The following is a 12,252-nucleotide window of genomic DNA, read 5'->3' on the forward strand; positions in this document are numbered from 1 at the left end:
GAAAAGTTACTGCCGCGGCCCTGGCTGAGGGCGAGCGTTAGGGCCGTCCCAGTAACGGCGGTACATGCCCAGGCGCTTCTTCAGGCCCAGGGGCAGGTAGCGTTCCTGCTGGCTGAGCTTGTAGGCGAACAGCTTCAGTGCATTGCGCAGCAATGAGCCTGGCCATTGCAGCAGCCGTCCGAGACCGAGGAACGCCAGTTCGGATTTGACGTAGCGCAATCCCTCGCCGCCGGCGCCGCCGAAGGCCTGGCGGATCCAGGGCTCCCGGGCGTGGAACACACCGATGTCGAAATAGCGGCGAAACTCTTCCCTGAGGCTGTAGTTGTGGGAGTGACGGCAACAGGCTGTGCCTTCATAGACGACCTTCCAGCCGGCCAGGAGCATCTTGGCGCCGACGTACATGTCCTCGGACAGGATCACGTGGTTGGGAAAACCGCCCACTTGCATCAGCGCCTCGCGACGATAGGCCGAGAACGAGTTGGACATGAAGGCGGTCTTGATGCCCAGCGCCGGCACATCGGCCAGGCTCTTCACCTGGGACGTGGGAGGGTAGTTGAACAGCCGCGCATGGGTGGCCAGGGGGCTGGCATCCAGGTGCGGCAGTTGGCGCCCGCACACGGCTCCCACTTGTCCATCGGCGAAGGGCGCGACGATCCTGGCGATGCCCTCGTCATCGGCGAGGTAGGCGTCCTGGGTCATGAACACATAGACGTCGTAGTCGGCATTGCGCTCAACCATCAGTTGCCGGGTGCCACCGTGATTGAAGTCGCGGCTATCGATGCGCAACACGTTGGGGCAACGCGACACGGCCAGTTCATAAGTACCGTCGCTGGAACTGGAATCGACGATCAGGGTATCGAAGACGGCGCTCTGGATGGCCACGGAATCCAGCAACCGGGCCAGGTCCCGGCAACCGTTGTAGGTGGGGATTACACAGGCCACGCGCAGTGCCGACATAGTTGCCTCCGGTTCAGGTCAGGTTCTGGCGCCAGGGGCGCAGCCAGGCGGCGAGTCCCAGCAACAATAGCAACCCGCAGGCACTGCTCAGGGCCAGTTGCCAGATGATCGAGGTCAGCGGATGCAGGAACAGCGCCGCCAGCAGCATGCCACCGATGCCGATCGACCAGTGGCTGCGCCAGGGCAGCAGGCCCAGCAACTGCTGGCGGCGCATCAGCAGCAGGGCGGTGAGCACCACCCCACAGATGGCCGCCAGGGCGATGCCCACCAGCCCCAGGAAGTAGGGAAGCGCAGCTAGCAGCAAGGCATTGAGCAGGCTGCCGGCCAGTTCGCAGTTGAGCGGCATGCGGGTATCTCCCGCAGCGTAGGCATAACGCGCCAGCAGGGCGTTCCAGGCACCGAACAGTAGTGGCACCGAGAACCAGGCCAGCAGGTTCGGCAAGGGGCTGTCCGCTGCCTGGGCAGGCAACAGCAGATGCACCAGGGCCGCCGCGGCGCCGATCAGCCCCACCACCGCCGGGATGGTCAGCAGGCTGGCGCTGCTCAGCCCCTTGCGCAACAGATCCAGCCGTTGTTCACCGGAGCTGCCGCTCATCAGGCCTAGCAGCACCTGGTTGAGGCTCATCAGGGCGATCAGCGGCAGGTTGATCAGCTTGCGCGCCAGGTTGATCCAGGTGACCGCACCCTCGCCCAGCAACGAGGCGGCCATGCGTTCCAGCAACGCCAGGCCCTGGCTGGCCAGGTTGCTGCTCAGCAACGGCCCGATGCGCTGCAGCAACTCGCGGCCGGCCCCGGGCGCGCCCTGGATGCGCCAGGGGCGCCAGCCCTCGCGCAGCAGGCTGGGCAGCAGCACGCTGGGCATCAGCACGCTGCCCAGGACACAAGCGGCCGCCAGGCCGGTGGGGCTGGCGGCATGATGCAGGCTGGCCAGGTAGAGCACTGGCGGCAGGTTGAACAACAACGAGCCCAGCCCTGCCAGGACAAAGCGCGAACGAGCCTGCAAGGGCACGCAGAACAGGCTGTGGAGGATGAACCCAGGCGCGCACCAGGCGAGCCAGTGCAAGCCACCGCTGGCCAGGGCGTAGCCGTCATGGGAAAGGCCTGGGCCCACCAGGCGTACCCACAGCGGCGCGCCGAGGCTCAGTATGCCGCCCAGCAACAAGCCGCAGAGCAACAGGCGCGGAGCCAGGGCGGCGAGCCAGGCCTGCTGCTGCGTGGCCGAGCGTTGCTGGTACAGCGGCAGGGCCGCGGCGCTGAGCAGGCCGGCGGCCAGGGCCATGCGCAGGGCCTCGGGCAGGAACATCGCCACCAGGAAACCATCGCTCTGGCCGCCCGCACCCCAGGCGGCCACCAACAGCCACTCCCGGGCGAAGCCCGCAGCCAGGCCGGTCAGGGTGGCCAGGGTCAGCCACAGCGTTGCGCCGAACATGCCGGGCGTTTCAGTGGAACAAAGTGAACAGGCCTTTGCCGCCCACTTTGTAGTTGAGGTTACGGCAACGTTCACCCTTGATCGCGGCATCCGGGCCGCTGACGATGGCATAGGGCGGTACCGGCTTGGACACCACCGATTGGCCTCCGACCACCGCGCCCTCGCCGATATCAGCGCCGTAGGACAGCAGGGCGCGACTGGCGATCCAGGCGTAGTCATGGATATAGATCGGCCCGCCGACCGCCCAGAACTCAGGCTCCTTGAGGTCATGGCCGCCGGCGATGATCAGCACATGGGAAGCGATGGTCACGTGATCGCCGATGATCAAGCCACCCCGGGCATCGAGCTGGCAGTGCCAGGCCACGGTACTGTCCTGGCCGATGCGCAGGCTGTCGATACCCAGTACCTCTGTGTTGCGCCATACCGTGGAGCCCTTGCCGATCTTCGCCCCGCCCATGCGCAGCCAGAGCAGGCGCAGGGTGTGGCTGGGGATCTTGCAGATCAGGATGTTGTACATCTGCTCCCAGGTGCGCAGCATGCGATCGCGCAGGGTCGGCCAGTTGATGCCGTACATGGGGATCAGCGCGCCTTTGACTTCGCGACCCAGCAGGGCATAGAAGCGCCGAGGCAGGGGCGGTTCGATCTTCGACTCGATGTTCAGGTAGCTGACATACGTGAGGATGTTGCCCTTGAGCGGCTGCTCGAAAATCACGTCGTTTTCCAGCATCCACTGATAGGCCGCTTCCAGTTCCTCGAGGCTGACGCCCATTTTCTGCGCATATTCGGGCAGTGCCTGTTTCAGGTTCTGCGAGTGAAAGAGGCGATGTTTCATGAAGGGATTCCTGAGCTAGAAGATTCTGGAGCATTGCCTGGCGCCGCGGCCAGGGCCTTGAGCCGCAGGCGCCTGGCTTCATGCAGGTTGAGGCCCAGCAGCAGCCAGAACAGGGCGGCCAAGACCTGGGTGAAGCTGAAATAGTGGTCGAACAGGCCGCTGATCAGCGCCGCGCTCAGGCCTGCGCCGCTGCCCAGCCACAGCGCATTGTCCCGGGTCAGGCGGGTTTGCAGGCCAGGGGCCCGGGTTTCCCGCCACCAGCTCCAGATCACCGCGACGAACAGCAGCATGCCCGGCACGCCGATCTTGTAGATGTAGTTCAACCACAGGTTGGAAATCCCCCATAGGCCAGTGCCAGGCACCGGCGGATCGACCTTGAAGCCGATGCCGAAGGGGAACAGCGCCATGGCCTCGGGGAAGTGCGTGTACTCGTCGACCCGCACGCTGGTACTGGCATCGTTGGAGGTGAACAGGGTCAGCAGGCGATCCTGCAGGGGCGGGTAGGACATCATCAGCAGGGCGCCCAGGACGAACCCGCCCATGAGCATGAGTCCGGTGTAGGGCACCCGCTGGCGGGCCATCCAGATCAGTACCACCAACAGGCTCAACAGGGCGCCACGCGAGCCTGAGAGCAACAGGCCGACCGCGCCCAGCAAGGCCACGCCCAGCCCCAGGCGGCGTTCCCAGCCGCTGCGGGTCAGGCCGAAGCAGAAGGCCAGCGGCAGGATCAGCGCCATGGCGCCGCCAGTGACGTTGGGGTGCATCCAGGGCGAGCCCATGCGGTTGGCCAGGGCGCTGAGGCTGTCGCCCAGCACGGCGATGCCGCCGTAGCCGAGTCTTTCCAGGATCGGGGTCATGGCGGTGGCGGTGCCGCTCTTGAGGAATACGCTGATCGACAGCAGCAGTAGCATCAACGTCCCCAGCAACAGTCCGCAGACCAGTTGCTCCCGGGCTCGTTGCTCCTGCAAGAGGCGCGGCACCAGGAACAGTGCCGACAGGTTGAGCAGCCAGCGCACCCAGTTCACCGGCCCGTTGCCCACAGCGTCGACCGTCAACTGGCCGATGATGAAGGGCAGGGCGCTGAAGGCCATCAGCGCCAGCAACAGCTTCTCGGTGCGCAGCAGCCGGGGCGGGCGCGGCAGGTTGGAGAACAGGTTCTGGGTCAGGACGCTGACCCAGACCAACAGCAGCAGCGCCTCGGAGACCGTGGTACGCAGGCCGATCTGCACCGTCGAATAGGGCAGGAAGGTGGCCAGCACGGCGAACAGCAGCAGCCCGCGCAAAGGTTGGCGGACCACGGTCACGGCCGCGGCGATGGCGACCATCAGCACCAGTACCTTCAAGGGCGGCAGCAGCCAGATCAGCACGCCGAAAACCAGGCTGAAGATCAGCGCCAGCGGCAGGGCGATGGGCATTACTTGAGCTCCTCGAGCAGTTCATCCAGGCGCTGGCGATAAGCGCCTTCGGCATAACCGGCGGCCCAGGCCTGGAGCGCCGCCGGATCTTCCTTGGGAGAGTCGGCCAACTGCACCATCAACTGGCCCAGCGCGGCACTGTCGGTGGGCGAGAAGCGCGGGCTGCCGGCCGGGGTGATTTCATCCAGGGCCGAGCCCGAGGCCACTGCCACCGGGGTGCCGACGCTCAGCGCCTCGATCACCGGCAAGCCGAACCCCTCGGCATAGGAGGGTTGCCACAGGCGCAGGGCCTGGCGGTAGACAGCGTGCAGTTGGCTGTCGCTGATGTCGCTGAGGAAATGCAGGCCGTGCAGGGCCCGTAGTTCGCTGGGCAGATGCTCGGGGGCGCCGATCAGCAGCAATTCCGGGACGTTGGCCGATTGCTGGCGTGCGGCCTGCCAGGCGGCGACGAACCAGGGAATGTTCTTGCGTGGTTCGCGAGTGCCCACTACCAGCCAGTAGCGCTCGGGAAGTTGCAGTTCGCTGATGTCGGCCGGCTCGCCGCTGAAGCCGGCCACCAGGTTGGGCAGGACCCGCACCTTGTCCCGGGCGGCGGGGAACAGCTTGACCAACTCATCGGCGGTGTACTGCGAGGGCGTCCAGATGCGGTCCGCCTGCTTCACCGAATAGCCGATGGAGAGCTTGTCGCTCTGGCGGTAGAAGCGCTCCTTGAGGCGCGAGCCATGGCTGTTGCTCAGGGTCAGTTGGAACAGGTCGTGCAGTTGCAGCACATAGCGCAAGCCCTGGGGTTTCTTGCCCAGCGGCAGGCCCATGTTGAAGTTGCAGATGTAGACCTCGACCCCCGCCTCGCGCAGGGCGCCTGGTAGAAAGCCGCCTTCGAAGCGCAGCCGTCCGGGCAACCGGTGGATGCCTTGCAGCGCCGCTCCCCAGCGCGGGCAGTGCACCCGGCGACGTAGCGGATGATCTTCCGGGGCCACCCCGAACAACTGCAGGCTGACCTGCGGATTGGCGCGCAGGGCTTCTTCCAGCGCCAGGTTCTGCCGGCCAATCCCGGTATTGCTGTAACCCGCGGCGGGGCGGTAATCCAGGCCTATGCGCATACGGAGACTTCTTCCTTGACAGAGGGGAGTTGGTGATAGGCCGCTTCGAGCTGGGCGGCAGCGGCGCTCCAGTCATGCTTGGCCAGGACGTAGGCCCTTCCGGCCGCGCCGACGCGACGCAGGCGCTCGGGGTCGGCCAGCGCCTGGGCGAGGATCTGCACCAGGGTCGCGGAGTCTTCGCCGCCCAGGTAGTGCTCGCCGTTTTCCACCTGCAGGCCCGAGCAGCCCTGGGCCGTGGTGACCACCGGCAAGCCGGCGGCCATGGCTTCGAGGACCTTGAGCTTGGAACCTCCGCCCTGGCGTAGCGGGGCGAAGAACAGCGTCGAGCGTCGTTGCAGGTCGCGCAAGTCGGGAACGAAGCCTTGCCATTCGATGCGCGGGTCGGTCCAGCGTTGGCGGAAGCTGTCCGGCAGTGCATAACCGCAGATGGCGAAACGTACGTCCGGGTTGAGGGCCCACAGCTGCGGCAGGATATTGTCCAGGGCCCATTCCACGGCATCCAGGTTGGGGCTGTATTCGTAGTTGCCGATGAACAACAGCCGCTGGCTGGAAAAGTCCGGCTGCACCGAGGCGTAGTGTCCGCAGTCGACGCCGTTGACCACCACCGGCGCCGGCTTGCCGCTGAGGCGGGCCAGGGTCACGGCATCCTGTTCGGTCACGGCCACGACCCGGGCCGCCTGCCGGAATACCCGGGTTTCCCAGCGCCGGTAGCGCCACTGGTCATACAGGGTGAAGGGCTTGGACCAGGCTGGCAGGCGGTCGTAGCTGGCGGCTCCGAGGGCCGACTCGACATTGTGCTCGGTGAGGATGAAGTCTTGTCCGCGCTCGCGCAGTGGTTGCTCGAAGGGTTGGAAGCTGTAGCTGTGCTCGATCTGCACCACGTCCCAGGGCTCCTCCAGCAATTGCCGGAAACGCTGTTGCAGCGGCTCGGCCAGGCCATTGATCGTGGCCAGCATCGGGTACGGCGCGAACAGCACCGCCAGCAGGGTCTTGAGGCTGCGCAGGGGTCGGCGCGGCAGCACGATCAGGCGGTCCAGCCAGGGTTCCAGGGCGGTGCGCGAGGCTTCGTCCAAAGGCGTCTTGGATTGCACCAGCAGGGTAATGCGGTGCCCACGGGCGGCCAGGGCTCGCAGCAGATGGTATTGCCGGGTCTTGCCGCCGCTGGTGGCTGGCCAGGGCAGGTAGGGCAGGGTCCAGAGAATCTTCATGGTCACCACACCAGGAGTTGCAGGCTGGTTTTCAACGGCACGTTGATGCCCTGGGCCCCGCTCAAGTCGCTGCGGGTGCCGGCCAGCGGGTCATGCAAGGTGGCGCTGGCCAGCCCGGGGATCTGCAGGCTGGAGCCGCTGGCGCTCCAGAACATCCACACATGGGAGCCATCGGGGCGGGTCCAGGCGATGCTGTAGAGATCGTCCGGGGCATTGGCCAGGGGCGGCGGGTCGGCCGGAGCCAGGCTGGGGCCGGTGGTCTCGAGGAAATACTTGAGGGCGGTGTAGACCGGCTTGGGGTCGCCGGCCAGGTCCACCAGGCCATAGGACTGGTCGCGGTTGGTGGCCCGGGCGTCCAGGTCGCTCAGGTTGAACAGGAAGATCCGCTGGTAGTCCATGGCCGCCATCAGGGCCAGGCGTCGCAGGGTGTAGTCGGCCTGGCCACTGGGGCCGATCATCGCCTGCATCTCGCGTTCGCCGGTGGTATAGCTCGACCAGCCCCATTCGGTGGCCCAGACCTGCTGCACGCCCTTGCCGTGCAGGGCACTGTTGAGGAAGTTGCCCCGGGCCAGGAAATCCTTGGCCGTCGGGTCATCACCCTCGGGGTACTCGGAGTAGGGGTGGTAGGCGGCGATCAGGTTGTCGTTGCCCAGGCCCTGGACCAGCAGGTTCTCGAGCATCAGCCCGGGAGTGCTGCGCATCTGGCTGTAGTAGGCCATGCCGGCGGTGGCCACGGGCTTGTTCGGCAAGGCGGCACGGATGGCGTTGCTGGTGGTGCCGAGCAGTTGGTCGTAGGCGCTGGGGTCTTCCTTGGGCAGCCAGACGATGTTCGGCTCGTTCCAGACCTGCCAGGTGTTCACCTGGGGATAGCGCTGGGCGAGCATCTTCATGCGCTGGGCGAAGACGTTGAAGTCCTTGGGCGGGTATTGGTCGGAGGGCGGTGCGCCGGCCGGGACGTTGGCGGCGAAGGGCGCTGAGCCGACCATGTAGGCGAGGATCTTGTAGTGGCGATCCTTCATGGTGTTCATCGCGCCATCCAGGGTGTCGAGTTTCAGCTGATTTTCCACGGGTTCGATCATCGCCCAGTGGATGGACAGGCGGACCCAGTTCAGGCCCAGGGCGTCGAGTCGGTCCATCTGCTTCTGGTACACGCTGGGGGCGAAATACTGGAATTGCGCATTGACCCCGAGGAAGTCCTTCCAGATTACCGGTCGCGGTCCGCGCATGGTGTTGTCGGCCAGGACCGGGCCGGCCAGGATGGCCAGCAGCACGAGCAACAGGCCTGATCTACGTGGCATGGACATGGGCAGCTCCTGCGCAGGCATCGGCGAACACTCGGGCGAAACGTTCGGCGGTTTGGCTCCAGACCCGATGCGCGCCGATCATCGCGGCGTGCTCGGCCCAGCGTTCCACCAGCTCCGGGCTGGCACACAGGTGGCTGATCTCGGCGGCCAGGGCCGCGACGTTGCCCTGGGGAAAGATCACGCCATTATCCTGCGCGACTTCCTCGGCGAACGAACGGGCATCGGAGGTGATGGCCCCGCGGCCGCAGGCCACGGCCCAGGACAGCGCTCCGCTGGTGCCGCGCAACTGCCCCAGGAGCTTGAGCTTGCTCGATTCGCGATAGGGCAGGACCATCACATGGTGGTCCTGGATGACTCGGGGGATATCACCGGCCGGCAGGTCCAGCTGCCAGTCGATGCTGTCCTGCAGGTTCAGGCGCTGGATGTGCTGACGTAGCTGGTCCAGGTAGCTGCCGGCAGTGCCGAAGGCCATTTCCGGCTCGCTGCCTCCGGCCAGGGTCAAGCGCAGGCGTTGGCGCAGGTCCGGTTGCTGGGTGAAGACCATGGCCAGGGCATCCAGCAGGTCCTCGATACCCTTGCCGCGATAGATGAAGCCGAAGTACAGCAATCGAAGTGGCGTCAGCGGCGGCAGCGGCCGGGCGGGGATCGCCAGGTTGCCATGGGGAATCACCACCATCTGCTCGGCGCGCAGCCCCATGCGCTGGCGCAGGCACTCACCGCCGGCACGGGTCAGGGTGATCAGCCGGTTCAGGCTGCGGGCCAGCTGTTTTTCCTCGTGCAGGCAGATCGGGTCGGCCAGCACCGTGGCCAGCTGAGGCATCGGTGAAGGCAGGCGTGCCGCCAGCGACAATGGCCAGGGCAGGGCGGCCCGGCGCCAGACCAGGCGCTCGGGGTCATGCACGGTGGCGCTCAGGGGCAGGCTGGGGAAGCGCTGGCGCAAGGCTCTCAAGGCATGGAACTCGGCCAGCCGGCCGCCGCCGAGCTCGGCGTGTACCAGGTCGATATCCTGCCAGTCGATCTGGGCCACGCGCTCGGTGGCCCGCTGCGGATCGTTGCCCAGGCCTTGCAGTGGTGTGCTGATCCGTATCCCTCGTTCCTGCAGGGCCGTGCGCAAATGCGCGGCATAGTCGGCGATGCCGTTCTGCTCGGGAGGCATGGGGGCCAGCACGGCGATATGCATCAGTGTGGGCTCCTGATCCGCGCCATGAAGCTGAGCACGCTTTCCGGAATACCGAAGCGCCGGCGGTTGAGGATGATGCCGTCGACGCGCTTGAAGGCGGTGTTGAGGATCGACAGGGCGTTTTGCAGGACCGGCACGGTGGTGGTCTCGGCCTCGATGATCAGGGCGATCAGGTCGGCTTCGCGCAGGCTGACGAAGGCCTCCTGGTTGGAGAAGAAGCCCGAGGCCTCCAGCAGTACGATTTCACCGGGCTGTGCGGTGGGGGCGCCGTTGACTCGCACGCCGTGGCCGCGCTCCTGCAACAGGTCGCGCAGGTGGCCGGTCACGAAGCTCACGCCTTCTCCGTGGCGGGCCGAGGTCAGGCCGATCACCAGGCCGCGCTCGGCCACCTGTTTCAGCGGCAGTACGCCATACAACCGGTACAGGCTGGCGGTGAAGGCGCTGTTGCGCTGCGGCAGGTGGCTGTCCAGGTCCTGCAGGCTGGTCCAGACCTTGACCCCGAAGCGCTCCTCCAGCTGGTCGGCGTCGTGGATGCGCTGGTCCAGCAGGTAGAAGAAGTACAGGGCCAGCAGACCCACCGCCAGGCTCAGGGGAATGGCCGCCAGCAGCATGGTCAGGCTCTTGGGGAAGATCCGGCTGGGCTGGAAGGTGGCGTCCTCGATGACCGCGATGTTGCTGATCTGGCTCTGGTCCAGCTCGCGGTCGATCCGCGCCTTCTCGGTGCTGTCGCTGTACAGGGCGAAGCTTTTCTCGGCGGCGCTGAGTTCGCGCTGCAAACGGGCCAGTTCAGGTTCCAGGTCCAGGGCATGGCGCCGGTCCTGTTCCAGCTTGAGCAGCTGGCTTTCCTGTTGGGCGGACTGGGTTTGCAGACGGCTGAGGCTGGCTTGCTGGTCGGCGAAGCTGTTCTGCAGGCGGGTGTAGACCGGGTTCGGCGCCAAGTTTTCGCTGCGCTGGACCGTGGCGTTTTCCGCCCGTAGCAGGGCCTGCAGGTTGGCGATCGCCGCATCCATGGCCCGGACCGGCGGGGCGCCCTCCTTGAAGGTACGGAGCATCTCCTGGCGCTCGATCTGCTTGGCGTTGATCCGCTGTTGCAGGTCCTGGCGGTCGGGGTTGAGACTCATCTGGCGCCCGATGCTGATTTCTTTCTTCATGCTGTTGAGCTGCTGCTGGATGGTGTCCAGGCCGCTCTTGGTGGAGGCCACCGCACGAGTGGTATTGAGGTGTTCGCCGCGCAAGTTGTTGAGGTTGCGCGAGATATCGTTCAGCCGCTCGTCGATGCTCACCGCGCCAAGCTGGTTGAGGTAGTCGGCGATCTGCTTCTTGTAGCCGAGGATGCGCTGGTTGGTGCTGGTGCTCTCGGTTTCATAGAAGGCGTACAGGCTCTTGCGCCCCAGGGTCTGTGCACGCTCTTGCTGGTACTGTTCGATCCAGCTCTTGACCACGGTCTGCGCCACTTGCGGATCGTTCCAGGTGAAGCTCACTTCGATCACCGAAGAGCCGGCGGCGTGGGTCACGCTGAAGTTCTTCAGCATGCGCTCGGTCAGGCGTTCGACCGGGGTTTGCTTCTCCACCAGGCCCACCAGTTGCAGCAGCCCGCGAAACAGGTCGGCGATACCTTCGACCGCGCCCTTGAGCGCGTTCTTGATGGTGCCCAGTACGCCGCCGGGCTGGGGCTGGCGCGACAGGTCGTCGAGGTACTGCTGCGCCACTTTGCGGGCGATCGGGGCGCCGGTGAGGATGCGCTCCTCGTCGAGGATCGGATCACGCTGGGCGCTGGGGATCACCACTGCCTGGCGGTCGGAAATCTCGATGGGCAGGGTGCTGGTGTCGCGACCCGGCTTGACCAGCAGCAGGGCGGTGGACTCGAAGCGGTTGGGCAGCAGGAAGGCGCCCAGCACGATGATGATGAACGTCACCAGGACGGTGATCTTGACCTCGCGCTTGAAGATGAAGAACAGCCGCAGCAAATCGCGAAAGGAACGGATATTGATCATATGGGCAGTCCTTGGCGATCAATTGGATTGGCGGTTGATTTCGTAGCTGGCCCCGATACCGATCGACTTGGTGAACGGAATCAGCTGGTTGAGGTACACGTCCACCCATTCGATGCCGTTGCCGACGCTGGACTTGGGCACGAACACCACGTCGCCGCGTTGCAGCAGTACCGGCGCCGCCCCGGCGTTCCCGGCGATCATGAACTTGCGGTAGTCGAAGAAGTAGGTCTTGTAGCGCCCGTCCTCGCCTTCGCGCAGCAGGGCGATGTTGCGGCTGTCGCCCACTGACAGCAGTCCCCCGGCACCGACGATGGCCTGTTCCAGGGTGGTGGTGACGGTCACCGGCAGGGACGCCGGGTTACGCACCGATCCACCGACGAACACTGTGTTGCCTGGTGCCTGGTTGATGTTCACGGTCAGCGCCGAGTCCTGGTAGACGTTCTTCAGCTTGCTTTCCAGGACCTGGGTCAGCTGTTGCGGGGTGAGCCCCGCCGCCTTGACCTGGCCGGCATAGGGATAGGAGAAGGTGCCGTCGTTGAGCACGGTGAACAACGTCAGTTCGTAGATCGAGTTGGCGGTGAAGGCCGAGATCGACGGTGCCTCGCCGGTATTGCGAACGATGCGCAGGGTGTCTCCCGGGCGGATTCGCTGCGGCGGCAGCGGCTTGCCAGCCAGGGCCTCGCCAGCCCGGTGGCCTTGTTCGAGGTCCTGCCCGGGAGGCAGTTCCACCTTGGCCGGTATGGAACAGGCGCACAGCATGAGAACACTGGAAATCAGCAGCAGTCTTTTCATCGAGCGGTCTTCCTGGCGTGCATAGTCACAACTCCCTGTCG

The 12,252-nt window shown here is 65.7% G+C and carries 10 protein-coding genes; all 10 read right to left on the minus strand.

The genetic code is table 11. From position 1 onward, the window contains the following. Window positions 1–6 precede the first annotated feature (6 nt). The 10 genes from AC3WK8_RS12855 to AC3WK8_RS12900 are packed head-to-tail and all read right to left on the minus strand — an operon-like array spanning window position 7 to window position 12,211. Entirely contained in the window at window positions 7–957 is a 951-nt protein-coding gene (locus tag AC3WK8_RS12855) for a glycosyltransferase family 2 protein (protein WP_103324939.1), read from the minus strand. Between the two features lie 13 nt (window positions 958–970). Beyond that, window positions 971–2,386: a lipid II flippase MurJ gene (locus tag AC3WK8_RS12860; RefSeq protein ID WP_085596715.1), complete on the minus strand. Its 1,416-nt coding sequence runs from the start codon at window positions 2,384–2,386 to the stop codon at window positions 971–973. 10 nt (window positions 2,387–2,396) lie between these two features. Further along, on the minus strand, window positions 2,397–3,218 hold the full coding sequence (locus AC3WK8_RS12865; protein ID WP_085596714.1) for an acyltransferase: 822 nt from the start codon (window positions 3,216–3,218) through the stop codon (window positions 2,397–2,399). Continuing rightward, window positions 3,215–4,633 (minus strand): O-antigen ligase family protein, encoded by a 1,419-nt coding sequence (locus AC3WK8_RS12870; protein WP_103324940.1) that lies wholly within the window; start codon window positions 4,631–4,633, stop codon window positions 3,215–3,217. Before AC3WK8_RS12870 ends, AC3WK8_RS12865 begins: the two co-directional genes overlap by 4 nt. After that, window positions 4,633–5,733 (minus strand): glycosyltransferase family 4 protein, encoded by a 1,101-nt coding sequence (locus AC3WK8_RS12875; RefSeq protein ID WP_103324941.1) that lies wholly within the window; start codon window positions 5,731–5,733, stop codon window positions 4,633–4,635. Before AC3WK8_RS12875 ends, AC3WK8_RS12870 begins: the two co-directional genes overlap by 1 nt. After that, complete coding sequence (locus tag AC3WK8_RS12880) at window positions 5,724–6,941, minus strand: glycosyltransferase family 4 protein (RefSeq protein WP_103324942.1); 1,218 nt, start codon at window positions 6,939–6,941, stop codon at window positions 5,724–5,726. Before AC3WK8_RS12880 ends, AC3WK8_RS12875 begins: the two co-directional genes overlap by 10 nt. 2 nt (window positions 6,942–6,943) lie before the next feature. Further along, window positions 6,944–8,239: a cellulase family glycosylhydrolase gene (locus AC3WK8_RS12885; RefSeq protein WP_103324974.1), complete on the minus strand. Its 1,296-nt coding sequence runs from the start codon at window positions 8,237–8,239 to the stop codon at window positions 6,944–6,946. Then, the gene (locus AC3WK8_RS12890) at window positions 8,229–9,425 is read right to left on the minus strand and encodes a glycosyltransferase (protein WP_103324943.1); all 1,197 of its coding nucleotides are present in this window, start codon (window positions 9,423–9,425) and stop codon (window positions 8,229–8,231) included. The genes AC3WK8_RS12885 and AC3WK8_RS12890 overlap by 11 nt, the downstream gene beginning before the upstream one ends. Continuing rightward, entirely contained in the window at window positions 9,425–11,419 is a 1,995-nt protein-coding gene (locus AC3WK8_RS12895) for a GumC family protein (protein WP_103324944.1), read from the minus strand. The genes AC3WK8_RS12890 and AC3WK8_RS12895 overlap by 1 nt, the downstream gene beginning before the upstream one ends. An 18-nt stretch (window positions 11,420–11,437) precedes the next feature. Continuing rightward, entirely contained in the window at window positions 11,438–12,211 is a 774-nt protein-coding gene (locus tag AC3WK8_RS12900) for a polysaccharide biosynthesis/export family protein (protein WP_022640001.1), read from the minus strand. Between the last annotated feature and the right edge of the window lie 41 nt (window positions 12,212–12,252).

Source organism: Pseudomonas sp. FW507-12TSA (assembly GCF_058781435.1).

Coding starts and splice junctions, on each gene's coding strand:
- AC3WK8_RS12855 (WP_103324939.1), bottom strand. CDS start 957: ATGTCGGCACTGCGCGTGGCCTGTGTAATCCCCACCTACAACGGTTGC.
- AC3WK8_RS12860 (WP_085596715.1), bottom strand. CDS start 2,386: ATGTTCGGCGCAACGCTGTGGCTGACCCTGGCCACCCTGACCGGCCTG.
- AC3WK8_RS12865 (WP_085596714.1), bottom strand. CDS start 3,218: ATGAAACATCGCCTCTTTCACTCGCAGAACCTGAAACAGGCACTGCCC.
- AC3WK8_RS12870 (WP_103324940.1), bottom strand. CDS start 4,633: ATGCCCATCGCCCTGCCGCTGGCGCTGATCTTCAGCCTGGTTTTCGGC.
- AC3WK8_RS12875 (WP_103324941.1), bottom strand. CDS start 5,733: ATGCGCATAGGCCTGGATTACCGCCCCGCCGCGGGTTACAGCAATACC.
- AC3WK8_RS12880 (WP_103324942.1), bottom strand. CDS start 6,941: ATGAAGATTCTCTGGACCCTGCCCTACCTGCCCTGGCCAGCCACCAGC.
- AC3WK8_RS12885 (WP_103324974.1), bottom strand. CDS start 8,239: ATGCCACGTAGATCAGGCCTGTTGCTCGTGCTGCTGGCCATCCTGGCC.
- AC3WK8_RS12890 (WP_103324943.1), bottom strand. CDS start 9,425: ATGCATATCGCCGTGCTGGCCCCCATGCCTCCCGAGCAGAACGGCATC.
- AC3WK8_RS12895 (WP_103324944.1), bottom strand. CDS start 11,419: ATGATCAATATCCGTTCCTTTCGCGATTTGCTGCGGCTGTTCTTCATC.
- AC3WK8_RS12900 (WP_022640001.1), bottom strand. CDS start 12,211: ATGAAAAGACTGCTGCTGATTTCCAGTGTTCTCATGCTGTGCGCCTGT.